Raw genomic sequence first — 25,713 nt, 5'->3', positions numbered from 1 at the left:
TATTTTTAGGTATTAGAAAATAACTTTAAAAAAGTATATTGGAAAAAAGACGATTGTCCTTCATGATTCTGATAGTTTCAATAATAAAACAACAAATAGCATCAGTATCTAAGCGAATCAGTAAATGATTCGCTTTTTTTAATGTTGTATTTTTTATCATTTGCTTCTATCAATAAAACCTTCTCGAATACTTTATTGGATGTTATGGTAATCCTTGAAATCTCCTCTTCGGTCCATCGTTTAAAAAAAACGGAGCTTCAGTTGTACCGAGAAATGATGGCGATTTCATTTTGTGCAAGCTATAGTTTAGGTGGGGGTAGCAAATATGATTCATTTCAAATTGACGTATCTGTTTTCAGAACCAAATATTGAGGCGTTTCTTCAGTTGACGAAGTGGAGGGATGAGGAATTTCTGGCGGAGATTGCCAAGATCAATCAAATCACTGAACAGCGGTTGAATCAACGAATCATGATTCATGAGGGAGAAGTTTTGATTCCTTCACTGATTCAACGAAAGTGGCCGGAAATTCTTTTCGATATCCAGAAGAATACGTTGTTTTTTTCGGAAGAAGAGCGGCGGTCCATGATTTATCTTCTGACTTTTTCAGCAGTGAAAGATTTATCCGTCTATCAGTTTCAAGAGCTTTTCTATGTCAGTAAGAATACGATTTTGAAGGATCTAAAGGGGATCAGAGAGGAACTTGCAGCTTTCAAGATTCAACTATTGTACTCTCGAAAATATGGCTTTTATCTAGAGGGAGAGGAATATCAGATTCGCGCTCTTGCCTTTCGAAAGGTCAGCACGTTATCCAATACGAAAAACGGGAACTTGCTCTTATTTGAGGGAATCTATGAGCAGGATAAAACGATCTATGTTCAAATCAGAGATCGTTTGTCCGCAACACTGACTGATTTCAATCTGGTGATCGTTCCGAGTCGCTTCGAAGAAATGCTTTATTTTCTTAATTATCTATCCTTTCGGATGGCAGAAACGGCTGTTTCTTTAGCGGAGACAGAAATACCGTTGCTCCAGTCGTTGCATGTCCATCAAGTCAGTCAGCAGTTTTTAGCAGAATTTCCTGACATCAAAGATCGGAAAACAGAAGAACTTTATGTAACGATCCTGTTGAAAACGATTCTGCAAGGAGATATCGAAGATACTTCATTAGAGTTTTTATTGGAATGTGCCAGTAAGATCATTCATGAAATGGAACGGCTGGCAGCTATCGAGTTTGTGGACTATCGCACCCTTTTGATGAACACATTCTATCATCTTGTCCCAGCGTATTTTCGAATCCGCTACGGTTTTCCACTGGAGAATGTACTGATTGAAGAAATCAAGCTGCAATACAATGAGTTGTTTGAACTGACGAGACGAGCACTGGGTTCTTTAGAAGACCTAGTCGGCACGATCCCTGATGAAGAAATCGGTTATTTTACGATTTTGTTTGGTGGAGAAATCAGTAAACAAAAGGCCAAACGTGATTACTTCCAACTGAATGCATTAGTCGTTTGTCCCAGTGGCATCAGTTCATCCTTGATTTTGGAATCAGAATTAAAGGAACTGTTTCCCCAGATCCATTTTTTGCCGGCTCGTTCGATCGAAGAGTATGAAAATGTTCGGTTTAATGAAGAGATTGATCTGATTTTTTCCAGTGCGCCGATCAAAACCAAACGACCCTGTTATGTGATCAATCCGATTATGACACCCATTGAGAAGGATGAACTGGTTAAAAACGTACAAGCGGCATTTTTCCCTTCAAAAACTGGATTGCATTCCATTGACGATGTGTTAGAAGTGATTTTGCCCTATGTTGATTTAAAAGCAGGAATCAGTAAGCAAAAGCTGAGAAAAATTTTGCAAAGAAAAATCAATCGAGAATTGAATAGAAGGGAAGACCAACGTCCGATGTTATCAGATTTATTAACAGCAGAAACCATCCAATTTACCGAGGTGCCGCTGACTTGGCAAGAAGCCATTCGAGCAGCTGCTGCGCCATTAAAAAAGACCAATAAAATTGAGGAGCAGTATATTACCGCCATGATCAATAAAGTGGTGGATCACGGTCCTTTTATCCATATTGGAAAAGGCATCGCTTTGCCTCATGCACGTCCAGAAGATGGGGTCAATGCCATCGGGATGTCGTTATTAAAAGTCAAAGAACCAGTGCTTTTGAATGATGATCCGCAACACCCCATTCACGTGTTTATATGTTTGGCGGCGGTTGACAATGAACTCCATCTAAAAGCGTTAGCGAGTTTAACTAAAATTTTGTCGAATAATGAAAAACTAACTGCGTTACTTTCCGCAACCAATGCGGATCAAATAATTGAAGTGATTAGAGAAGGAGAAGATGAAAAATGAAATTTGCAGCAGTGTGTGGGTCAGGATTAGGATCAAGTTTTATGGTGGAGATGAATATCAATTCTGTATTAAATGAATTGGGTGTCTCAGGTGTGGAAGTGTCCCATTATGATTTAGGAAGTGCCGCACCCGATATGGCGGATGTTTTCTTCGTTGGTGGCGATTTAGCCGATAGTGCGCAGCATCTAGGTGAGATCGTGGTGTTAGACAGTATTATCGATCTCGATGAATTGAAGCAAAAGGTTCAAGCCGTTTGTCAGGAAAAAGGATTACTATAAAAAGGAGTAGACAGTCATGAACGAATTTTTAGATATTCTTGTTGATATCGCGAGTACCCCAGCGATCTTAGTTGCGCTGATCGCTGTTTTGGGGAATGTGCTGCAGAAAAAAGACATTGCCACGATCGTCAAAGGGGGCATCAAAACCTTTGTTGGGTTTCTCGTGGTCACTGCCGGGGCTGGGGTGATCGAAAGCTCTCTGGCGCCATTTGGGGAGATGTTCCAAGCAGCCTTTAACATGCAAGGGGTCGTACCTAATAACGAAGCGATCGTTGCGCTGGCTTTGACGACTTACGGCACCTATACCGCACTTATTATGTTAGCCGGAATGGCCTTCAATATTTTGATTGCCCGTATCACTCGCTTTAAATACATTTATTTGACTGGGCATGCCACGTTGTATATGGCGTGCATGATTGCGGTGATTTTGAGCGTTACTGGAATGAATACTTTTAATCTAGTTTTATTTGGCGGCTTAGCGTTAGGGATCTGTAACACGATTTTCCCAGCGATCGCACAACCGTTTACTCGAGAAATTACTAAAAATGATTCCGTCGCATTGGGGCATACGGGGAACTTCGGCTACGCATTGAGCGGGTTGATTGGGAAATACGTCGGTAATAAGGAAAATTCCACAGAAGACATCAATTTTCCGAAAGGTCTGTCTTTCTTGCGGGACTCTACTGTTAGTATCACGATTACGATGGCTGTTGTATACGTGATCGTAGCAATTTTTGCTGGGAGTGAATTTATTACAGAAAATCTTAGCAATGGCACGAACTCGATCATTTATTCGTTGCAGCAAGCAGGTTCGTTTGCCGCTGGTGTCTTTGTGATTTTAGCTGGTGTCCGTCTGATTTTGGCAGAAATCGTACCAGCCTTTAAAGGGATTTCTGAAAAGCTTGTTCCTAATGCTATTCCTGCATTGGATTGTCCAATCGTCTTTCCTTATGCGCCAAATGCTGTTCTGATTGGTTTTCTAACCAGTTTTGTCGGTGGGATCGTTAGTTTGATCATCATGGTCTTCACAGGAACAACCGTTATTATTCCAGGGGTCGTACCCCATTTCTTCTGTGGCGCAACGGCAGGTGTTTACGGCAATGCAACGGGTGGTGTGCGAGGCGCCGTCATTGGGTCCTTTATTCATGGGATCATTATCAGTTTTATGCCGATCTTGTTGATGCCAGTCATGGGGGATCTTGGGTTCCAAGGATCAACTTTCTCTGATACCGACTATGGGGTTGCAGGGATCTTCCTAGGAAACCTAGCCAATATGGGCGGTCAAATCGCCATCTTCTCAGGGATAATTGCGGTAGTCGCGGTCTTGATCGGATTGACGATTTTCAAGAAAAACAGTCGGGCAAAATCTGTTTCTGAATAAATAGAGGATGGAGGGATAAATAGTGGCAATCAGTGAACAAAAATACCACGAGCTTGAAGAATTAGCGGCAAAGATTCGTTTAGATACCCTTTGCAGCATCAAGAAAATGGGGCAAGGCCATCTGGGTGGTTCCTTTTCAATTGTTGAATTATTGGCCGTTTTGTACGGCAAACAGCTGCGAATCAATCCACAAGATCCACAGTGGGCGGATCGTGACCGACTCGTCTTGTCAAAAGGGCATGCTGGCGCCGCCTTGTATAGTGCATTAGCAAATACGGGCTATTTTGATCGGTCGTGGTTATGGACGATCAATGAGGGCGGCACGAGACTGCCTTCCCATCCGGATCGCTGGAAAACGCCAGGGGTTGATGCCACCACAGGTTCACTGGGACAGGGGACTTCCATGGCTGCCGGGATCGCGACAGGCCTGCGCTTGGCAGGCAAGGACAATTTTGTTTATTTGATCGTTGGAGATGGCGAACTAAATGAAGGACAGTGCTGGGAAGCCTTCCAATACATTGCCCACTTTAAACTGAATCACTGTATCGTCATTATTGATGACAACAAAAAACAGCTAGATGGGCCAACCAAAGACATTCTTGATCCCTTTGATATCCAGCAGAAGATGACTGCTTTTGGCTTTTATACAGAAAAAGTTCCAGGGGCAGACATGCAAGCCATTGATGAGGCAATCGAGCGCTGCAAAGCAATCGAAGACCAAGCGGTTTGCATTGTCTTGGACAGCGTGAAAGGACAAGGCGTTCCTTTCTTTGAAGAACTAGATGCCAATCACTCCGTGAAGTTTACCACGGATGAGATCAATCAAGCGGCAGAAGCGGCAATCAAAGAATTGACGATAAAAATCGAAGGAGGACGCTAAGGCATGTTTACATTAAGCAAAACCACTGCTGCTGGTAAAGAGCTGCGAACTTGTGTCGTTGACACATTGGTGGAACTCATGGATGAAAATAACCAGCTAGTTGCGTTAGATGCCGACCTTGGTTCTGCCAGCGGCTGGACCACGATTGCCAACAAACATCCCCAACGCTTTATCAACATGGGGATCGCGGAAGCCAATATGGTTGGTGTCGCGGGTGGCTTGAGTTTAACTGGTTATACACCTTTTATCCACACCTTTGGGCCATTTGCAACGCGTCGGGTATTCGATCAGCTGTTTATTTCTGGCGGCTATGGCGGCAATACGATCAATATTTACGGTTCTGATCCAGGGTTTGCAGTCGGGCACAACGGCGGCACCCATACGACATGGGAAGATGTGGCTTTGATGCGAATGATTCCCCAATCGATCGTCTGCGATGCAGCGGATGAAGTCCAAATGGCGTGGATCATAAAAACCTTTAGCCAATTATCAGGCATTCATTACGTACGAGGCAATCGGAAAGCGGTTCCGATGATTTATGAAAAAGGCTCGACCTTTGAACTAGGAAAAGGCAATATTTTAAGACCAGGCGATGAACTGTTGTTGATTGCCAGTGGCCAATTGGTTTCTGAAACACTGCAAGTGGCAGAAGAATTAGCAGAAATAGGAATTAGCTGCGAAGTGATCGACATGTTTACCATCAAACCAATCGATAAAGAATTAATCCTCCGCGAAGTTCAGGGGAAACGGCAAGTCATCACCATCGAAAATCATTCTATTACCGGTGGACTAGGAAGTGCCGTCGCCGAAGTGCTTGCTGAAACAGGCAGTGCTGTCCCCTTAAAACGTATTGGTGTCAACGAACGATTCGGTCAAGTCGGCACACCCGATTTTTTGCAAAAAGAATATGGCTTAGATGCTGCTTCAATCAAGCAGCAAATCGTTGAAGGGAAGGTCAGGGGATAGAAAAAGGAAGCATCAACGAATCAATGGTTGATGCTCCCTTTTCATTCCTTTCAGATCTTGTAAAAAAAAGTCAAACAGCGCGTCAGTCCTGCTGTTTGATGCTTTTTTATGAACTAAGACAAAAACCAGCGCCGTAAGTTTTCTGCTTCGGTTAATGGAAAGTAGAAAAGCTTACTTTCGGTGAGAGTATCTTCGGTTTTGATGGTTAGCTGTGACTTGCCAAGCCCTCTTTTGTGCTGCCAATGCGTGGTGGTGACAGTGAAATCTTGGATTTTATTTTTCTTCAGATAAGCGGTCACCTTCGTAAGACCGCGGATCGTTTGGCACAACAATACGTGGTTATCTAAAAATTGATAGCCTTGTATTTTGCCTCGCCAGATGCTTGATAACACGAAGGAGCCAAAGAACACGAAGAAAATCAGCGCTAACCACCAGAAAAAGAAGGCGGAGATTCCTACAGCAAGCAATCCGATCAGCAGCGGCCAACGGCAGAAGTACCAAAAGTTGGGTCGTGGATTTTTCACTAGAGCGGTTTGTTGAAACGACCATTCGGGTAAAAAGCGGGTCAATGTTTCGGTCAGCTGCGCCTCTTTCAAAATGGGGAACAGATAGACCGTATCGTCGCTTTCTGACGAACTGCCAGCAGCCAGCAGTAATTTGACGGAGCTTAGATGAAAGATTCTTCGATAAAGATTTTGTTCGACACTCAGCCCTTGGATCCTAGCGAGGGGAATCGTTTGGTGACGTTTAGAAAACAAGCCTTGCGTGATCAGCAGCTGTTGTTGGTTCGTTTCCACCGTAAAGCCATAATAACGGAAAAGATTCCTGGCGATCGCAAGGAAGAAAAACAAAATCAGCAGCCCGAGTAAAATTGCAGCACCTAATAAAAGGCCAAGTTGCTGCAATTCCGATGCATAGGCAAAGAAATTGGGAATGTTGTCGATCACGTTGTAGCCGATGACTAGAACCAAGGTGAAAACAGAAAAATCAGTGAGAGAAAACAAGAAAATCTCCTTGAATTTCAAAGTGAATGTTTCTAGCGGCGGCTTGGCTGACTTCTCAGCTGAAAACGCAGCATAATCGTCGGTTGGTTCTTCTCCAATAGCTGCATGGGCATTCGGCTGTTGTGGTGTCGCCGCCTTTTTTGACGCTTCGATGGAGGCAATGAGAGCCAGTGGCAATGCGGGGAAAAGAATTTCGGCTTCGCCACTCGAACTTGCGGCGCTTTCCAACTTCACTTCAGCTAGTTTAAACGGACGTAAATAAAAGTAATGATTCTCTTGAATCGTTTGGATGCGTTCAAATGGCAAAATCGTTTGTTTTTGGATAAAGAGTCCTTTGTTGACTAGTACACTCGTTTGATCGATTTGAAAGGTAAAGCGAGCGTAAGACAGTACCGCAAAAAGGAGACAGACCAGTGAAAATAGCAGAATGCCGCCCAGAATCATCGGAAAAGAAGGGGCGTCGTTGAATAATTTGAATACAAGCAGAAATGCTAGTACCAGAAAATTTTTGCAATTTTTGAACCAATAAAGACCGACACACAGCAACGGCAGTCGTTGTTTTTCATAGATCATCTTTGACCACCTCGACTAAATTCATGATAGTTTCTCGTAAGCGTTCGGCTTGCGCCACTGGCAAGCCTTCAATGGTGTGGTTGGTGGCAGCCGTATGGATCTGTAAGGAGACTAAAGCGTATTTTCGCAAAAAGATCCCTTGGTCTGTTTCGATGTGCTGGATTCGACGGATCGGAATATACGTGGTGCTGCGAAATAGATAGCCACGTTGAATAGCGATATCCTTTTCTTGGATCTCGTAGCGATGGAATTTGTAACGGTAGCTCATCAGCACAAAAGAAAGCAGATGACTGATCAAAGTCAGTGCCAATAGGCTTGACCAAAGGGCGAACACCCAGAAATGAAGCCAGTTTTGCATGGATAAAAACCAAAAAGAAGCAGCGAAAAGTAAACTGAAAATGATTAGTGAAGTAATTGTCCGCAACCGCCAAACACGGATGATGGTCTGAGGCATTTGTTCATTTAATAAGGGATAATTCAAGGGAAACGTCCTTTCTATAAAAAAATGACTAATAAGTATAAATATAATGGTGCAGTGTAAGAAAAACAAGTGGCAAGGGAGAATTCAGAAAGGACAGCTGGCTCGATTGCGAAAAGATGTGTGAGAAATCTTCTTATAAAACAAGGAAGAACTGTCGTCTAGTAACCTAAAAAAAAACCGTCTTAGATGACGGTCCTAGGGGGATCACATTCAGATGTTTTCGTTTAAAACAACCAATCATTGGTTAAAAAACTTGGATTACAGTGATCGCTTAGAAATACCTTATGAGTAAAACGAGAAATTCTCTCTTTATCTCAGTCTTTATTTATCGAATAGTACGAACGATTTTTTCGGACTTCATTGAAAATGAAGAGAACAAAAAGCAAGGTAAGGAGGGCACATACTATCCTAATTATTGACGAATCACCGATTTCTTCAAGCAGCAGGTAGAGCACAAGACCCAAAGGCAAAACATAAACACCTGTCCAAAAGGCGCATTTGCTCATTGATTTTGAGACTGCCTGACTATCTGCTTGTGCTTTTTGGTTTTCAGTCAAATCATTGTATCCAGCTATCAAGAAGCCCCATTTTTGTTTGCGAAACTGAACACCACACAAAAAGCATCCGAGAGCAAATACAACGACCAAAAGATAAATCAACCAATACAAGTTTTCTCACTCCTTTCTTATCGTTCAAGAACGATCGTTAGGTTTCGTGTTTCAACACCACTTACTCAGCTAAACGTCGAACCATCGTAATATCTGTTTCCAAATAGCCCATTTTTTTGTATAGCTGATACGCAGACTGATTATGGGCAAAAACGTGCAAGCCGATCTCAGTGATGCCTTGCTGGATCGCCCACTTTTCCAAAGCCTGTAACGCTTTGGTGCCATAGCCTTTTCCTCGCTGGTCTTCCTCGATGATAAAGTCATAGATGAAGGCTTTCTGGGCAGCTGTGTTGACCCAAATCACCCCGATCGGTTCACTAAAATCAGCTGCAAATAAAGAAAACAAGTGATTGTTTTCGGTGGCAGTCCCTTGAGGAAGCAGGGAAGCAAAGCTTTCTTTGGCTAGGGCGAGGGCCTCGTCTTTGGCCCATGTGCCTGCTTGGACTTTGTCGTTGGCGTATTCGAAAATTGCATTGGTTAAGTAAGCAGCATAGTCGCTGTCTTTCATTGGGATTAAGTTCATCTATTTCTCCTTTTGTCCTTTTCGGCTCTTCTTAACCTACAGAATGATTGTAGGCAATGAGAAACAAGGAAATTTGATATGAAACGGTTTGTTTCCCCTTCAGTTGAGACGCTCTGACAGCGGGTCTCGTCGTTGAAACAAAAACAGGTCATCCGGTGCAAACTGGTGTCGTGCATCGCAAGTATAGCCTCGTAGCCAGTCAATCCCATCGATGCGGCGAACGTAGAATCCTTTGGGGAAATCGTCGGTTTTTTCCAAAGGCACAGAAGCGATCGTGATTGCGGAAGCTGGCACTTTTCCTTGGGATTTCAGTCCGGTACTATTTGCCAGTTGACGATAGCTAAGACGAAAGTGTAAGGCCATTTCCAATGTACAACAAGTCAATCCATAAGAAGGCGCAGCTGCAAAAATCTCCGTCAAAGAGCCGCCTTGGGGGAGTCCCAGTTCTTTAAGGGGAACAATCACACAAGCAGCACGCTGTTTATCGGCACTGAAGGAGAGCTGGGGATGGCGCAAGAGCTGGTTGGCATACGCGTTTAAGTGAATCTGATTTTCTTCCAACTGCTGGCAAAGGCGGTTTAGCGAAACCCCGCCATACTGTACGATCACTTCCTTCAAATCAAACACTCCTTTCAATAGGGATCTTTTTCCTAAAAAATCAGTTCGCGCCCTCGTTCTCGGACAAATTGGCATAAATCGCAGCAACTTCTTCTTGGTAACGATTCTTTAGTCGAGGGGGACTTAAAATGCGTAGGCTTTTTCCAAAAGAGAACAAATAGGGCACTACCCAGCTTTCCTCGGGCAAATCAACGGTAACCACAGCAGTGCCTTCCTCCGTCAAAGTAATATCCTGATGATCGAACTCATCATATACCCGATAAAGAACGTCGACTTGAAAGAATAGACGCGCAGGATAGGTGTCAACAGTCAACTCAATGGCAGAATCAGGCGCAGTGACTGGGAAAAAATGCTGGTCAGTGACGTGGACTTGACTCATGCGGCTGATTTTAAATGTCCGAAAGGCATTCTTTTGCTGGTCGAAGGCTTGCAGATACCAAGCTTGCGAGCGAAAAAGCAGTTTGTAAGGCTGGCAGATGCGTTTTTGCAGTCCCTGTTTACTGGTATAGTCAAAGGTGATCACGTGGTTTGTTAAAATACTCTTTTTTAATAAATCAAACGTGTCGTTGCCGTTTTCTCGCCGATGCCAAGTGGAAAAATCCACTTCTAGCCAATCAGCATCGGGCTGCTTAAACAAGGATTGCAGTTTTGCCAGCGATTGCCCACTGATCTGTGGCGTCAGCTGGCGAATCCCTTTCAACGCCAAAAGCAGGTTTTTCCGTTCTTCCTCTGATAATAACACTTTATCCAACACAAAACTGCTTAACAGATAAACGCCGCCATTTCGACCCGTTTCGGTATAGATGGGCACGCCAATACTGCTTAGGGTATTGATATCTCTGGTGATGGTGCGAGTCGAGACTTCAAATTGTTTGGCTAATTCAGAAGTGGTTGCTTTTTCATGATTCAACAGGTGGTAGATAAGGCCGAATAGGCGAGTCGTGCTCACTTGGTTTACTCCTTTTATAAAAAGATGATAAAACACTGACACAAGGTGTCTAGGTTTCTATCGTATCATAAAGACAAAGAAGGAGGAACGCTAATGAAATTTTCGATAATGGCAACGGAAAGAACCAATAATTTTACTGATCCAGCGATTCAAGCAAAAATCACTGGCTTATGGGAGAAAAACAGCGAGGCGGTCAAGAAAGCCGCAGAAAAAGGAACGGTCATCGCTTGCGTTTACCACGAGTATGAGTCAAACTATCAAGGAGACTATGCCGTTTCGCTTTGTTTCGAAGAAACGGAGCAAGCAGACTTTGATACAGAAAAATATACTTGGAAAAAGTATCCGATCGATCGGCGCGATGCGCAGGGCATTTTGACTACTTGGCGTCAAATCTGGTCTGAGGAAGAAAACCAGCAGCTGCAGCGCAAGTATTCCTTTGATTTTGAACAATATGCGCCAGACGGCGAAGTAACGATTTTTATCGCCATTGCTGAAAGCGACAAAGAGCAGCTATTTTCCTGAATAGGAGGACAAACAATGAGACAATATGAAAGCAAAGCAGCGCTGACCCAAGAGATCACAGAACGTTACCAAAAATTTCGCCAAGAATTTGATGAAATTCCTGAAGCCTTGCGAAATCAACGGATAGCAAGTGTCGACAAGACCCCTTCAGAAAACTTGTCTTACCAAATCGGCTGGGTCAGTTTGTTATTGTCATGGGAAGCACAGGAACAGCAAGGGATGAGCGTTCACACACCTGCTGAAGGGTACAAATGGAACAACCTTGGCGGATTGTATCAATCTTTTTATCAGACATACGGCAGTTTGACCTTAGCACAGCAGCAAGAGCTCTTAGACCAAAAGGTGACGGCCCTTTGCCAGTGGATCGAAGGCTTATCCGATCAGGAATTGTTTGAAGCAGGGCAGCGGGATTGGGCAACCACCAAAGCACAGTGGCCAGTCTATAAATGGATCCATATCAATACAGTAGCACCCTTTACCAATTTCCGAACGAAAATCCGAAAATGGAAAAAGGAAGCACTGCATTGATCAATAAAAGAAGCAAGCGGGTTGAGCGTTTTTTAGCAACTGAGGGAACAGCTAACTTAAAGAATTGTTAAACAGTTGATCTGTGAAGATCAGCTGTTTTTTTGTTTTGTGTCATCGCAAGAAATCACCTGGAAAGTCTATGCTAGCTTATTGTCTAGTCGGTTCAGGTTAAGAAATAAACTGTTATTTTAATTCCTAAAGTGACGCGAAGGTGACAAAAATGAAACGCCAATTCGTAAAAGGGTATGCTATATTTTAAACAGTACTTGTTTTTTTACAGAAAAAAGCGGGGAGTCGATGGCGTATCTTACGCAATCGCCGCCAATTGGTTTTATAGAAAAAACACAAAACCATTCCCAAGTCTGATGCAAGTTTGCTGAATATTCAGCAAAATAAAAGTAAATGACCAAGAATAGAAAGGGTGAGGATCATCGAAAACAACCAAACCATTGGCTTGACGTCAGGAGAAGTCAAGGCGCGGGTGCAGCGCGGTCAAGTCAATAAGACAAAAAAGGATACGACGAATACGTACCCGAAAATCCTTTTTACCAATATCTTTACCTTTTTCAATTTGATCAACTGTGTCCTATTCTTTCTCGTCTGTTTGACGGGTTCTTACCAAAACGGCTTGTTCGTCTTTGTTGTCTTCAGCAATGTGATCATCAATCTCTTTCAAGAAGTTCGTTCCAAACGAACGCTGGATAAGCTGGCATTGCTAAAAGTTGCCAAAGCCGATGTTTATCGGGATGGCAAGCTGGAGAACTTGCCGATACACAAACTCGTAATGGATGATGTGTTACGACTGAAAAGCGGGGATCAAGTGCCGACGGATGCCAAAGTCATTCAAGGATCTTTAGAAGTCAATGAATCCTTGCTGACTGGTGAAATGGATACGATCTACAAGCAGCCAGCAGACGAGTTGTTTTCTGGCAGTTTTATCACTGCTGGCGAAGCGTTATGCCAAGTGATCCACGTAGGCGCTGACAACTATATCGCAAAAATCAACAAAGAAGCCAAAACCATCAAACGACAAAAATACTTGATCCAAGGCAGTTTAAACAAAATCATTCGTTGGATCAGCCTGATTTTGGTCCCATTATGTACCCTCTTGTTCGTCAAACAGTTCTATTTTTCTCATGCAACTTTCAACACCGCCATCTTACGGACGGTGGCGGCAGCTGTGGGAATGTTCCCCGAAGGTTTGTTTTTATTGACCAGTGTCACATTGACCATCAGTGCCGTCTATCTGGCGCGCAAAAAAGTGATGGTGCAGGAATTGAACTGCATTGATGCCTTGGCACGGGTCGATGTTCTTTGCTTAGATAAAACGGGCACGATCACCGAAGGCAAGATGACGGTGGAAAAGACGATTTCCTTTCAATCGGACACACCGTTGGCAGAAATCACTGGTAACTTAATGGCGCAGCTACCCGATCAGAACCCAACGGCAATGGCGCTGCGAACCTTTTTCCCAGAAAAAACGACGTACCAGATGCAGCAAGTCGTCCCTTTTTCATCAGATCGTAAATTCAGTTGCGTCACGTTTGAAGGACAAGGCACTTATTTCATCGGAGCTGCGTCGATTTTACTAGGAACCAACCATGAAGCTGTCTTAAAACAGGAAAGGCAGCTGGCAGAAGAAGGCTACCGAGTGATCGTTTTGGCCCACAGTACGCAAGGCTATGAGGAGGCAGGACTGCCGACGGATATTGAACCGTTAGGATTTTATTTACTGTCAGACACGATCCGTGAAGATGCCAAAGAGACCTTGGAGTATTTTCGTTCACAGGCAATCCAATGCAAGATCATCTCTGGCGATGATCCAGTGACAGTCAGTCAAATCGCGAAAAAAGTCAATCTACCAGGAGCAGCTGATTTTATCGATGTGTCAAAATTAACTGCGACCGAATTAAAAGAAGCTGTCAGCAACTATCAGATTTTTGGTCGAGTGACGCCGCAACAAAAGAAAGAAATGGTGCTCTACTTGAAAGAACAAGGGCATACCGTCGCGATGACTGGCGATGGCGTCAACGATGTTTTGGCGCTAAAAGAAGCCGACTGCTCCATCGCAATGGCTTCTGGTGTTGATGCTGCGCGTCAAGTGTCAAATCTGGTTCTTTTGGAAAATCAATTTGATGCTTTGCCATCGGTCATGGATGAAGGCCGCCGAGTGATCAATAACATTACCCGCTCAGGTTCATTGGTGCTAGTGCAAGTCTTATTCTCCATCATGATCACCATGGGGACGTTGTTATCAGGAACGACCTATCCTTTTGAGCCGATCCAATTAACGATCATCAATGCCTGCTTTGTCGGCATTCCGACCTTCTTTTTAAACTTTGAACCAGACTTCAATCGGATCAAAGGGGACTTTATGACGACGATTTTCAAAAATGCTTTTCCAACAGCCTTGACGATTACGGTAGGAACTTTGCTGATCATCAACTTTGGCTATTGGTTCAACAGCAGCAGTAAAGCTCTATCGATCATGAGCATTATTTTTACTGCTTGGAACTATCGCTTGATCCAGAAAAAAGTCTATCCAGCGATCAACAGCTATCGAACGATGATTTTTTTCAGCACTCAGATCTTGTACTTTGCTGCTTTGATCGTCGGTCGCGACCTCTTTAACCTAGGCAATACCAGCTATCTCAACCTCATTCTCTTGATTGCCTTGTTGAATTTTTCCGCCTACATGCAACGCTTTGCGGATAAGGGCATCGAGTTACTGATGCGAAGGTATACGAAGAAACGTAAAAGCTTGTCAAAAGAAATGATTCAGTAAATGGTAGAAAAACTGATTGCTTAAGTAGCGCTTGTAGCTTGCTAAGCAATCAGTTTTTGTTTATAAATAAATTTCTTTTATTTTCAAGGAGTCTAAGTCTTGCTATGAAACTCGTTTCATACCGTACAATCAACCAAGGGACCTTTTCAGAAAATTTATCGAAAGTGAATCAGTAAATTTTCTATGGTAGACTTAGGTCAATCGTAAAACAAACAGATAGGAATGAAGGAAATGGCAACGATACGCGATATAGCAAAAATCACTGGTTTTTCGATCACGACAGTCTCTCGTGTGATCAATGGCCATCCTTATGTCGATGAGCAAAAGCGAGCAGCGATTTTGGCGGTGATGGAAGAACTGGATTACAAACCGAATAAGATCGCCCAAAAGCTCAGCTCGGGGAAAACCTATAATATTGGGGTCATCGTGCCGTTTGTCAATCACGCCTTTTTTGATGGGATTCTAAATGGCATTATGGAAGAAGCCTTTGCTAAAAAATACAAAGTGACGTTATTGCCGACCAATTTTGATCGGAAATTGGAACTAGAATATCTAGAAGAATTCGCTGCAAAAGGGTTTGACGGATTGATCGTTATTACCCGTGCAAATCATATCGAGACGTTTTATCCCTACATGGAAAAAGGACCGATCGTTTTTTGTGAAAATTCGACCGGTACTGCTGTTCCTTTCGTTGCAATCGACTTGGTCGGCTCTGTGACAGCTAGTATCAATTATTTAAAAGAACAAGGCGTAAAATGCTTGGGACTGACGCTAGGGCGCAGCAAACGCCTCAGCTGCAATTCAGTCAACACGATCGCAAAAGCCAAGGAGCTGTTTCCTAATTTTTCTGAAGCAGATATTTATTGGGATTGTATCAAAGCACAAGATGGGATTCCCGCAGCTGCATTTTTTAAGGAACGAGGAATCGATGGGGTGATCACAAATGGGGACGAGATCGCAGCGATGATCTTAAATCAATACTCCCACGGGACAGCACCCATCGTGATTGGGCAAGAAAACCTGCTCATCAGTCATATGCTGCACTTTTCTTCCGTTGAGTTTCATCTGGATCAATGCGGCAAAGAAGCCTTTCGCTTGTTTCAAGAAAGAAAACAAGAGCAGATCATTCTGCCTTACGAACTTATTATTCGTGAATAATCATCGTTATAAAAAAACACACCTTTTCGTCGAGAGGTGTGTTTTTGCCTGCTTTTTAAAGGGAATTTGAGGAAGGAAAATAAAAAAATAAATAAAAAATCAATTTTGAATGCTTGCTTTTCACAGAGTAAAGGGCTACCATTGGTCTGTGGCTTTTTCGCCACAAAAATAGGAAACGTATCAGACAAGAGTACTTGGGGAAGATTCTCTTGGGGGAAGCCTGATACGTTTCCTTTTGTTCATTCTAACACTATTTATATATAAAGTAGAGAGATATTGAGTAGATAAATAAAAATACTGCTGTAATTGATGAATAGGAAAAAGGCAATCTCACAGACGAGTATCTCTGGAGCGATTTCCTACAACATGCTGGATGGCAAATTGCTCCATCATGTTTTGATTAATTATAAAGTATCAACTAACTAATTGTGTTGCACCCACTAGAAAATTACATAATTTCGCAACACCTGTTTCAGCTGTTTCTTTGATTAGAACAGTCGCAGTATTTTCGTAAACATGAATCACACTAACTTCTTGTAAACCGGTAAAGCCAATAACATTTGCCTGATAGTTTTGACCAGGGAACACTTGGTATTTTTCCATGTTTTTATCTCCTTCATTAATCTTATTTCAAAAGAATAATAATTAAAATTTAAGAAAAAGTAAAGTGAAACGATTTTTCATTCAAAAACTCGTCCTTTCGGCTGTTTATTCGAATAGAAATCAATTTTTTCTGTAATTTTTCATTTGGTTTTTCAATAAATATACGATGACTAGTTGAATATTATTCAAAGAATCGTACCAATTTAGCGAGCGATCGACTACAAAGTTGAGGGAAAGAAAGCCAGAAATCCCCAGCTATATTGTTTGTTTTGTCCCGTCTTCACGCTTATAATAAAGGTAGGAAGAACGATCGGCGTCACCACTTCCTAATTCAATTGAAAAGGGCGTGCAAGTTATGGAAAACGTATACCGAAATAACTTTGTCAAAAGAACTATTCAACTGATGTTTGCACCAAAAAAAATCAGAAAACGTCCACCCGAACAATGGATCAAAATGCCTACCGACCGAGGTATTCGGAGAAAGGACGCGTGATCCAGCATCTCGCAGCTATGCGTGAAATAGTGTTTGAAGAAAGTAGAAAACAAAGGCAACCCTGTTTGTGGGTTTGCCTTTTTTATTTTACCAAGTAGTGATAGCGTTCGTTATTTTTCCAAAATGATATCCAATAGGAAATAACATTCATCGTCAGAAATCGTGATCATAAACTGTTTTTCAATTTCTGTTAGTGCCGTTTTGATTGATCTTAATGTAGCTTCATCATGTTTGTCTGTATCAGGATAAGCCAATTCATTCCCTTTTAGTAACAAACGTTCAATCAAATAAGCCGTATGAACCAATGTGTTTAAGATGATCGAGTTGGAAAAAGTCATGCCAAAAGCTGTTTCTAATTGGACGATCAAAGACTTTAAAGTGTCTTTGAGTTTAAAACCCGAAAGCAAGTAGAGGTATTTGTCTACGGATTCGATCCCCATGTCAATGACGATATCACGTGTGTAAAGCTCTGACGTAGCAGTTTGCTCTTTTTTTAATACACCACCAGCAAGTTTGATTAGCTTGTGCAGACCATTATTTAAGATAATTTCTTGCAAGGAGATGAATGGGATAAAGGCAATTTTAGGATCTAATGTACCGACCATTGCGAGAATTTCGTAATCGTTATGTTTATCAATGAATTCGGTGACAGATCGCGCATCATTGCCACTGATCGGTTTGATATCCACGTCGTAAATACCGAAATTCTGAAAGCTGCTCTTTAAATTTGTTTCTAAAAATTTGGCAGTTCCTTCACCAGTACGGCAAACGGTATAAATGACTTTTCGCTTTTTGATACCAAAGTATTGATTGATTTTTTGCTGAATACCGTGGCTTCTTTTTTTCTCCAAATCAGCCAGTGACATTGCGGTCAAAGCCAGTTCCATTGAAAGCAATTCTTTGTTTTTTGCGGCTTCAAGCAGTAACAGAGTATCGATTCGTTCAAGAATAAATAAGTTCTTACCGGTTTCTTCTTTGATTTGTCTTTCAATCCCCGTCATGGAGCCCATATCGACAAACAATAAACAGTTTTCATAGTCTAGCTCCACAATCAATTGCTTGATTTTATCATAGACTTCTTTTGGGGCAGCCTGAAGGGGCATATCAATCGGTACTATGATCTCTTTACCTAAAAGCTGGTTGATCGTATGGCTTAATTCAGTCGCCACTCGGTCACCATGTGCACAAACGAGAATACCAAAATCGCTCGTAGGTTTTTCGTTGTTTTTTATCGATGTAATTATTTCCGATAGAACAAGAATGTCATCTTCAGAGAAGAAGAGCGAATATTGGTTTTCTAGCTTTCGTATGATCCTTCTCAGTGCATTCGTCACTTTTTTATCAGCGATTTTTTTGCTCAGATCCAAAGTCGGTGCTTTTCCTTCTGCAGAGCGACTGTACAAGTACAAAGCAAAGGCAGTACTGATAGTGTCGCTAATGATAATGTCACATTCTTCATACAAAATATCGGAAACGATCAACATGATATTTTTTATGTCTTCATTCAAAAGGAAAGTGAACTGCTCGTTCATCAGCCGTTGCTTAGCGATTTTTTGGCTGTAATCATTAAATGCTTTGGTGATTGAGTAGCCGTCTTTCTTTTCTTGGAAAAATTCCAGAAAATCATAGTCACCTTCAATAGGTTCATGCAAGAAAGAATCACTCCCAAAAATAAAAGCTTCTCGGTCGATCAATGTGTTGATGATCTTTTTTTCTTTTTGAGTGGTCGAAATAAAAGCAGACATGACTGAAGGCGGGAAGAACTCTTGGGTGATCAAGACTTTTTCAGCCTGTGTCTTTTTCTTTTCTAAAAGCCCTCGGGCGACGGATAGCTGGATATCGCTTTTCAGTTGTCCGATGTTTCCAATTGGCGTGTAGGTCAATAAGGAGGCAACGGCTTTTCCATCAACAGTGATCTGAGTGTTGATTTTTTTACTTTCACGGTCATAGAGATGAAAAATAAGCTCCAGGCGTTCTGAAAGATCACGATTGTTCAAACTAGGCATCTGAATGGAAACCGGAATACGTCGTTTAAAGGTATCCAACAAAACAGAATTCGGTGGTTCAGTGGTGGCAATGATCAAGAGCGCAGAAGCATACGTTTTATCTTGCGTTTCTCCTAGTTTATAGTAACTGCCTTTATCAATATATTGGAATAGCATCTCTTGACCTTCAGGAGGCAATCGATGGACTTCATCAAGGAATAATACACCGTTATCCGCAATCTCAATCAAGCCTTTTTTATCTGCATCAGCTCCGGTATAAGCGCCTTTCTTACTTCCAAATAGCTGACCCAGCAGCAGTTGCGGGTTGGTGGAATAATCCGCACAATTTAGGGTGACAAACTGTGCTTCTTGAGAAAACACCCCTTCTTTTTTACCATGCTCGTACATTTTTTCAGCAAGTAGGCTTTTTCCTGTTCCTGATTCACCCAAGATCATCGTATGTAATCCTCTCGGAGGATAATTGATTGCGGCTTCGGCTAATTGAATAACGGGTGCTAAGCTTTTATGGGCACCAATCAGTGTCTCGAATGGACGGTCTGATGATTTACTTTTTGACAAAGCGACGATCTCCTCAATACTAGAAATCGCTTGCAATGGAATATACGACAAAGAAAAGAGCTTCTCAAGGGTACGCTTGCAGAGAAAACGAGTAGGTTTTCCTGTGATTTTGATCAGTTTGTCTTCTTTTACTAATGCATTTAGATCAGCCGAGACATTGTTTCGCATCAGTCCTAATTGCTTTGCCACAAACATTGCGGTGATTCCAACATCTGGTTGTTTTACTAAATCTGATCGCGTCAAATCGGCAGTTACTTCTAAACATAAAGCATATATTTTATCTATTCGTTTCATCAATCGTTCACCTCATGTCTAACTATACCGATAATCTTCGTAAAAGCAATACTCCTTCCTAAAGGGATATGTCTCTCATGCATTGCTGGATCGACTCATGTGTATTGAAGCGTATCGCAGCGAAACATTTTTCTAAAAGCGAACAATTATGTGTATTGGATGTGTCTTATTATCTTTGGGAAAGCCTGTTATTTCAGTAAATGAAAAAGTTGGCACGCAAATTGCATAAAGAAAAGTGAAAGGAGCGAGGATATGGAAAACAAAATAGGCGTCTTATTAGCAAGCCATGGGAAATTTGCTCAAGAGGCATTGAACAGCTTGAAAATGATTTTGGGAACGGTAGAAAATATCGAAGCAGTAGCTTTAGAACCAGGCACTGATCTTTCTGGATTTGTCGAGGTGATGGAGGCAAAGATCGATAAATTGAATACCGAGGACGGTTTGCTGATTTTAAGTGATATTTATGGCGGCACTCCTAGTAATGCTGCAGCAATTATTTTATTAAAGCATCAACAGGAAAACTTTATCGCCTATTCTGGATTGAATTTAGCGGTCTTATTGGAGATCGCTAATAATCGTAATCAGTCATTTGTGAAGTTCGAAGATAGTATCCAGCAAGTGCTGCCGCTGATTTTTAAGAAAATCGAAGTGGCACCACTAGAAGCAACGACAAAAGAAGAGGAGGAATTATAAAGTGGCTATTGAACTAGTTAGAATCGATGATCGGTTGATCCATGGACAGGTTGTGACGACTTGGGTCAAACAGAAAAAAATTGAGCAAATTTTGATTGTTAATGATGATATTGTAAATGACCCTGTTCAAAAATCAGTTTTTGACATGATGGCACCGCAGGATGTTTTAGTGAAAACATTTGGTGTAGATAAGTTTATCGAGGTTTACCACAAGACGACGATCAAACGTAGAACGTTGATTCTACTGACCAATTCGATTGATGCACTTAGTCTTTGTACAGGAGAAGTTGCCTTTGATACGTTGAATGTTGGTGGGATGAAAAACAAACCGGGCAGAAAGCAATATACCAAAGCTGTTTCTTTATCCGAAGAGGAATTGAAAGCCCTTCAACTTATACAAGAAAAAGGGGTCGCTGTAGAAATTCAGATGATTCCTTCGGATAAGATCATCACCTTAAAAGACATTGAAAGGAGTGGAAAATAATCATGCTGATACAGTGTTTAATGTTGGCGATTTGGGCAGGTATTTGTACGGTTGATGAAAGAACTTTATGGACAGGTACACCGAAAGCAATTCTAGCAGGATCTGTCGCAGGTCTGATTATGGGAGATGTAACGACAGGGTTAGTGATCAGTGGAACGTTGCAGATGATGTGGCTTGCTAATGCGGCGATTGGGGCTTATGTACCACCGAATGAAGCGACAGGTGCAATCATTGGGGTGGCAATTGCAAGTATGACTGGTGGAGGCTTGGCTACAGGTTTAGCAGTTGCTGTTCCTACGGCATTGTTGTGTCAGCAAATTATTATGTTGACGAATACTGTCAATATTTTCTTCCTTCATCAAGCGGATAAAGCCGTTGAAACTGGCGATTTTGACAAAGTAGCACGCTATAACTATTTGGGGATTCCGTTGAGTTTTGTTGCTGGAGCGGTACCAGTCTTTTTGGCCTCATACTTTGGTGGACCAGCGGTGGAATCTGTTCTTGATTTCATACCGGAGCAAGTGTTTGATGGCTTGACTGTCGCAGCAGGTATTATTCCGGTTGTGGGGATGGGAATGCTACTTATGATGATGATGGGGAAAAACATGTGGATCTTTTTGCTATTGGGCTTTGTTTTCTCAGCATATTTAGGATTAGGGACAATTGCCATCTCATTGATTGGGATTAGTTTAGCAGCATTGTATGACTTGATTATCAATAAAAATGAAAAAGAAGCAGTCAGTGTAGAAACAAGTGAGGGGGACTATGATCTATGACGAACAAAGTACAACAAGATGACGTGATCAAATCAGAACTAAGAAAATCATTTTTCCGATCAAATTTGTTGATGGCAACAAGCAACTTCGAGCGGATGCAGGCATTAGGTGCATATTATTCGATCGTTCCAACGTTGAAACGGCTATACGGGGATAAGCCTAAAGAGGAGCGTGTGGCAGCGATTCGTCGGCATCTGGAATTTTTCAACACTAACCCATATGTTTATGGTCCTATTTTAGGGATTACAATGGCGATGGAAGAACAGACACCGAAGACCCAAAAGGAGTCAGTTATTGCGGTTAGAACGGGACTGATGGGTCCGTTTGCCGGGTTAGGGGATAGTTTGTTAGCAATGACTGTTGTTCCGATTTATATGAGTATTGCATCAGGGTTAGCGATTGAAGGCAATCCAATTGGTCCGATCTTATTCTTTGTTTTATTCTCCTTAACTATTTGGCCCATCAAATACAAAGGATTGATGCTTGGTTATGAAAAAGGCTCGGCTCTTTTAACGGGGAAAGACGGCAACAACATTTTGAGACGTCTTTCAACTATGGGGAATGTCGTAGGTATGATGGTCGTGGGCTCGTTGATTGTCACAACCGTTCGAATCAACACTGCAATTGAATACACAGTGGGAGAATCAACGATCAATGTTCAAGAAATGCTTGATGGCATCATGCCGAATTTATTTCCATTCCTGTTGACTATCGGAATTTACTATCTTCTAAAGAGAAAGAGTGCAAAAAATGCCGTTCGCATTATTATTGCTATCATGGTTGCTGGGGTAGCACTTTCTCTGCTGGGAATTTTGGCATAATCAACAACGGCTGCTAGTGAATGTCAGCAGTAAGAGAGGGAAGGTTCTATGGAAACAATGCTTGTCAACGGCAAAGAAAATAACTGGTCGGTGGATCTTGAACAGCCGATTAAAATTGATTGGGCAGCACTTGATATCGACTTACTAAACGCAGAACTGATCATCTATCATGAAAATAAACAGATGTATCGATCAGCCGTAGGTAGTGACGAAGCATTTCGATACTTAAAGTTGTCCATATGTGGTAAAGAGCGGAAAAAATTTGTTGTTAAGCTTTTGGATTTGTCGGAAGAGACCGCTGAGTCAGTAGTAAAAGCGGCGACAGTTTTTTATTCAGCTAATGGACAATTAGAAACGGCTTCTTGGATCACACGCTTAGATGATCCGATTGAAAAAGAACAGACCTTTTATCGTCCACGAGGCAATATCTGTTTTGAAAGACAACTGGTGATCAAGAATAAACAGGCAGATACCTTTTTAGATATCGCAGGACTTGGGTATTATGACGTTTATATTAATAACAAGAAAATCAACGATTATTTTTTAAATTCTGATGTAACCAATTATTCGGCTTGTGTATATTACGACACGTATAAAATCAACGATTTTTTACACCATGGTCAAAATCTGATTCAAGTGTTTTTAGGAAATGGTTGGTATACAGCGGCCCCATTGAAACTTTTAGGAAAATACAATATGCGTCATCGTCTAGCAGTCGGCAAACCGATGATGATTTGCCAAGTAAGTCAATATCAAAATGGAACGATTACTGAGTGCTTATGCTCTGATAGCAGTTGGCAAGCATCGGCGACAAATCTCGTGTTTGATAATCTTTATATTGGGGAAATAAGAGATTTTAGCGGTCGCTTCATGGCTGCACACGAATGCCGAAAAGTTGACTTGACGACAGTTGAAATACCAGGTCCCGGTGGAATACTTACTCCTAGTTTTATTGAAAAAATCAAACGAGAATCTGGACTTACACCCAAATCGATCATTAAACAGGACAATCATTACTTGATCGATTTTGGTCGGATCATTTCGGGGCAAATCAGATTGGCTGTTACGGCAGATAACCAGCAGATTTGTATCGAATATGCCGAAAAAATAACTGAATCGAATGAATTGGACTATTCTACAACGACGACCAGTACGTATGGGGTAGAGGATCCTGAGATGCAGATTGCTGCGGAAGACCCTGTGATTCAAAAGGATCAATTTACGACAGGTATGGGTGTGACTATTTTCGAGAATCAGTTTACGTATCATTCTTTTCGCTATGTTTCCATCTATGAAAAAAGAGGTGCTTCTTTCGAGATCGAGAAAATCGAAGCATTTCCGACTTATACAGAAATGAGTCAAATCACAACATTCGATTCTTCAGATGAATCCTTGAATCAGCTTTTTGAGGCACATGTTCAGACGAAAAAAAACAATATCCATTCCTATTATGAAGATTGTGCGCGGGAACGTTTAGGTTACGGTGGGGATATAGCAGCCTTGTTGGAGTCACAACTTACGTTATTTGATTCCGAAAATCTGCTGAGAAAAGTATTGGCTGATTTTCTCTACGACCAGACGATAATCGGTGGAATCACGCAAACAGCACCTTATATGGGGATTCAGACCTATGGACCAAGTGATAAAGCTGGGTCTTTGGGATGGCAGTTGGTCTTACCAGAAATAGCGATCAAATTGATCAAATATTATGGGACTCACTTCTTAACAAAGCCTATTCGAGATGGGTTGAAAAAGCACTTGAATTATTTGCTAAGCTTTAGTTATGACTATATCAAGCAATGCTGCCTTGGCGATTGGGGTGCTTTAGAGACTAAGATAATCAACGGTAAAGAAACACCACCTGATCGAGAATTTTGTTCTGCTGTAATGTACTTGATTTTATTGAAGAAGTATCGATTATTGTCGTCTAAATTAGCTTTTTCATCAGAACAAAATGAACAGCTCAATGAAAGAATCGCTCAATCGGAGGCGCAGATCAATGAGGAGTTCAAAAATCCTGATGGTACTTTTCAAAGTGGCAGCCACTCTTCGTCCATCTTTGCATTAAAAGCTGGTTTAGTAAAAGATGAAGTTGTGTTTATCGAACGTTTGGCGGCTCAGATTCAAGCAGCGGATTCGCTTATTACTTGCGGTATTTTTGGCATGGCATGGTCATATGAAATCTTTTCAGATCAACCACAGCTGATATATCGTTGGTTAACTAGAAAAAAACACCCGAGCTTTTACAATATGATCCATCAAAACAGGGGTGTATTGAGCGAATATTTTGAAGCGATGCCGGGTTCTTCGCTGAACCATGCAATGTTCTCATCCTATGGCAGCTGGTTTGTCACAAATCTACTAGGTCTGAAGGTAACAGAGGACAGTGAGGGTACTGACTGCTTGTTCTTCTCCCCTTATGTGCCAGAGGATTTACATTTTGTTAAGGGAAGCTATCGATCCATACATGGAATGATCACCACTTCTTGGCAAAAATCCGAGACGATTGTCACTTGTCAGCTTAAAGTACCTAAAGCCATAAAAGTGATATTTGGCGCACAAGTTCAAGTTCATCAAAAAGATAGTTGTGAGCAGGGAGATCAATACGTTTTGACGATTGCTCCAAGCTAATTCAGAACGATGAAACGGAATAAAGTAAAAACGATCAGAGAATGGTTCTGATCGTTTTTATTTTTCACATGAAGAATAGGAGGAATACCAGAAAGAGGGGAAGTAGCATTTAGGTAGTCTGTTTCGCACATAGATTCTGTTAAAATAAACATAGAGGTTCAAACATGAAAAATAATTTTATAATTTTTAAAGAAGGTGAAGGCATGGACTACCAAGAAATCGCGCGTCATTTTCAGACAACATCGTTTGATCCCCAACCGTTTGTGCAAACGGCGATCGATGATCGAAAGGTAAGGGAGAAGCTAGTGGAGAATGTCGTTGATGGTCAAAATCATATCAATGAGTATTTTAATAGTTATTTGATTATTAAAGAAGTAGCCATTAAAAACCCTGAGCTGATTTATGATGAGTGGGAACGGATCTGGGCACTGCATACCCACAAAAATTCCTATCATCGGTGGATCGCCCATGATCTGATCACGCAACTTCTGGTGATCGATCATGAAGACAAGTTTGAAGCAATCAAGCGAGAATATGTACTGCTGCCCAAAGAAGAAAAAATCAGTAATTACAAGAAGATGTCTGAGAATATCCAAAAGGCTATGAAGCTCAAAGACCTCAGCAAAGAAATTTCACTGTTATGGAAAATTAAGTACATGTGATGAATGAACGGAT

The 25,713-nt window shown here is 41.7% G+C and carries 23 protein-coding genes; 15 read left to right on the top strand and 8 right to left on the bottom strand.

What is annotated here, in order from left to right:
* Window positions 1-325 precede the first annotated feature (325 nt).
* The 5 genes from P0G38_RS14525 to P0G38_RS14505 are packed head-to-tail and all read left to right on the top strand — an operon-like array spanning window position 326 to window position 5,870.
* Window positions 326-2,365 (top strand): BglG family transcription antiterminator, encoded by a 2,040-nt coding sequence (locus P0G38_RS14525; protein ID WP_275852487.1) that lies wholly within the window; start codon window positions 326-328, stop codon window positions 2,363-2,365.
* Window positions 2,362-2,643 carry a PTS sugar transporter subunit IIB gene (locus P0G38_RS14520; RefSeq protein ID WP_005227537.1) on the top strand — a complete coding sequence of 94 codons (282 nt, stop codon included), beginning with the start codon at window positions 2,362-2,364 and terminating at the stop codon, window positions 2,641-2,643. The genes P0G38_RS14525 and P0G38_RS14520 overlap by 4 nt, the downstream gene beginning before the upstream one ends.
* 16 nt (window positions 2,644-2,659) lie before the next feature.
* Window positions 2,660-4,024 carry a PTS ascorbate transporter subunit IIC gene (locus P0G38_RS14515; RefSeq protein WP_275852482.1) on the top strand — a complete coding sequence of 455 codons (1,365 nt, stop codon included), beginning with the start codon at window positions 2,660-2,662 and terminating at the stop codon, window positions 4,022-4,024.
* A gap of 22 nt (window positions 4,025-4,046) precedes the next feature.
* Window positions 4,047-4,904 carry a transketolase gene (locus P0G38_RS14510; protein WP_005231438.1) on the top strand — a complete coding sequence of 286 codons (858 nt, stop codon included), beginning with the start codon at window positions 4,047-4,049 and terminating at the stop codon, window positions 4,902-4,904.
* 3 nt (window positions 4,905-4,907) lie between these two features.
* Window positions 4,908-5,870: a transketolase family protein gene (locus P0G38_RS14505; protein ID WP_275852477.1), complete on the top strand. Its 963-nt coding sequence runs from the start codon at window positions 4,908-4,910 to the stop codon at window positions 5,868-5,870.
* 113 nt (window positions 5,871-5,983) lie between these two features.
* Here the strand turns inward: P0G38_RS14505 and P0G38_RS14500 are convergent, their stop codons facing one another.
* From P0G38_RS14500 to P0G38_RS14475, 6 genes are all read right to left on the bottom strand, one after another.
* Window positions 5,984-7,447, bottom strand: coding sequence for a PH domain-containing protein (locus tag P0G38_RS14500; RefSeq protein ID WP_275852474.1), 1,464 nt, complete (start codon window positions 7,445-7,447; stop codon window positions 5,984-5,986).
* Entirely contained in the window at window positions 7,437-7,928 is a 492-nt protein-coding gene (locus tag P0G38_RS14495) for a PH domain-containing protein (RefSeq protein ID WP_005227545.1), read from the bottom strand. Before P0G38_RS14495 ends, P0G38_RS14500 begins: the two co-directional genes overlap by 11 nt.
* 314 nt (window positions 7,929-8,242) lie before the next feature.
* Complete coding sequence (locus tag P0G38_RS14490; protein ID WP_151196123.1) at window positions 8,243-8,596, bottom strand: DUF3784 domain-containing protein; 354 nt, start codon at window positions 8,594-8,596, stop codon at window positions 8,243-8,245.
* A 61-nt stretch (window positions 8,597-8,657) separates the two neighbouring features.
* A complete protein-coding gene (locus P0G38_RS14485) occupies window positions 8,658-9,119 on the bottom strand; it encodes a GNAT family N-acetyltransferase (RefSeq protein WP_151196124.1) in 462 nt (153 codons plus the stop codon).
* A 99-nt stretch (window positions 9,120-9,218) separates the two neighbouring features.
* Window positions 9,219-9,737: a helicase gene (locus P0G38_RS14480; RefSeq protein WP_338070805.1), complete on the bottom strand. Its 519-nt coding sequence runs from the start codon at window positions 9,735-9,737 to the stop codon at window positions 9,219-9,221.
* A 40-nt stretch (window positions 9,738-9,777) separates the two neighbouring features.
* A complete protein-coding gene (locus tag P0G38_RS14475; RefSeq protein ID WP_275852467.1) occupies window positions 9,778-10,686 on the bottom strand; it encodes a helix-turn-helix transcriptional regulator in 909 nt (302 codons plus the stop codon).
* Between the two features lie 93 nt (window positions 10,687-10,779).
* Between P0G38_RS14475 and P0G38_RS14470 the strand changes: the two genes are divergently transcribed.
* The 4 genes from P0G38_RS14470 to P0G38_RS14455 all read left to right on the top strand — a co-directional run bounded on the left by P0G38_RS14470 (window position 10,780) and on the right by P0G38_RS14455 (window position 15,679).
* The gene (locus tag P0G38_RS14470; RefSeq protein ID WP_128488312.1) at window positions 10,780-11,208 is read left to right on the top strand and encodes an effector binding domain-containing protein; all 429 of its coding nucleotides are present in this window, start codon (window positions 10,780-10,782) and stop codon (window positions 11,206-11,208) included.
* 15 nt (window positions 11,209-11,223) lie between these two features.
* On the top strand, window positions 11,224-11,736 hold the full coding sequence (locus tag P0G38_RS14465) for a ClbS/DfsB family four-helix bundle protein (protein WP_275852462.1): 513 nt from the start codon (window positions 11,224-11,226) through the stop codon (window positions 11,734-11,736).
* Window positions 11,737-12,157: 421 nt separating this feature from the next.
* On the top strand, window positions 12,158-14,521 hold the full coding sequence (locus P0G38_RS14460; RefSeq protein WP_275852459.1) for an HAD-IC family P-type ATPase: 2,364 nt from the start codon (window positions 12,158-12,160) through the stop codon (window positions 14,519-14,521).
* A 231-nt stretch (window positions 14,522-14,752) separates the two neighbouring features.
* Entirely contained in the window at window positions 14,753-15,679 is a 927-nt protein-coding gene (locus P0G38_RS14455; protein ID WP_275852456.1) for a LacI family DNA-binding transcriptional regulator, read from the top strand.
* A 414-nt stretch (window positions 15,680-16,093) separates the two neighbouring features.
* Here P0G38_RS14455 and P0G38_RS14450 read toward each other — a convergent pair whose 3' ends face one another.
* Together P0G38_RS14450 and P0G38_RS14445 are read right to left on the bottom strand one after the other, a co-directional pair.
* Window positions 16,094-16,282, bottom strand: coding sequence for a hypothetical protein (locus P0G38_RS14450; RefSeq protein WP_005227564.1), 189 nt, complete (start codon window positions 16,280-16,282; stop codon window positions 16,094-16,096).
* A gap of 603 nt (window positions 16,283-16,885) precedes the next feature.
* Window positions 16,886-19,633: a sigma 54-interacting transcriptional regulator gene (locus P0G38_RS14445; RefSeq protein WP_275852447.1), complete on the bottom strand. Its 2,748-nt coding sequence runs from the start codon at window positions 19,631-19,633 to the stop codon at window positions 16,886-16,888.
* Between the two features lie 252 nt (window positions 19,634-19,885).
* On the opposite strand from P0G38_RS14445, the gene P0G38_RS14440 reads away from it, so the two are divergent.
* From P0G38_RS14440 to P0G38_RS14415, 6 genes are all read left to right on the top strand, one after another.
* The gene (locus tag P0G38_RS14440; RefSeq protein ID WP_275852445.1) at window positions 19,886-20,326 is read left to right on the top strand and encodes a PTS sugar transporter subunit IIA; all 441 of its coding nucleotides are present in this window, start codon (window positions 19,886-19,888) and stop codon (window positions 20,324-20,326) included.
* A 1-nt stretch (window position 20,327) separates the two neighbouring features.
* Window positions 20,328-20,810: a PTS sugar transporter subunit IIB gene (locus P0G38_RS14435; protein WP_275852443.1), complete on the top strand. Its 483-nt coding sequence runs from the start codon at window positions 20,328-20,330 to the stop codon at window positions 20,808-20,810.
* Window positions 20,811-20,812: 2 nt separating this feature from the next.
* Complete coding sequence (locus tag P0G38_RS14430; protein WP_074536578.1) at window positions 20,813-21,586, top strand: PTS mannose/fructose/sorbose/N-acetylgalactosamine transporter subunit IIC; 774 nt, start codon at window positions 20,813-20,815, stop codon at window positions 21,584-21,586.
* The gene (locus P0G38_RS14425; protein ID WP_087626903.1) at window positions 21,583-22,407 is read left to right on the top strand and encodes a PTS system mannose/fructose/sorbose family transporter subunit IID; all 825 of its coding nucleotides are present in this window, start codon (window positions 21,583-21,585) and stop codon (window positions 22,405-22,407) included. Before P0G38_RS14430 ends, P0G38_RS14425 begins: the two co-directional genes overlap by 4 nt.
* Window positions 22,408-22,455: 48 nt before the next feature.
* Window positions 22,456-25,038: a family 78 glycoside hydrolase catalytic domain gene (locus P0G38_RS14420; RefSeq protein WP_275852437.1), complete on the top strand. Its 2,583-nt coding sequence runs from the start codon at window positions 22,456-22,458 to the stop codon at window positions 25,036-25,038.
* Window positions 25,039-25,241: 203 nt separating this feature from the next.
* The gene (locus tag P0G38_RS14415; protein WP_128488306.1) at window positions 25,242-25,700 is read left to right on the top strand and encodes a hypothetical protein; all 459 of its coding nucleotides are present in this window, start codon (window positions 25,242-25,244) and stop codon (window positions 25,698-25,700) included.
* The last annotated feature ends 13 nt before the right edge of the window (window positions 25,701-25,713 follow it).

The sequence above is a fragment of the Enterococcus casseliflavus genome, from assembly GCF_029215545.1.
Lineage (GTDB): Bacteria > Bacillota > Bacilli > Lactobacillales > Enterococcaceae > Enterococcus_D > Enterococcus_D casseliflavus.
This window is presented reverse-complemented; position numbering and strand designations above follow the sequence as displayed.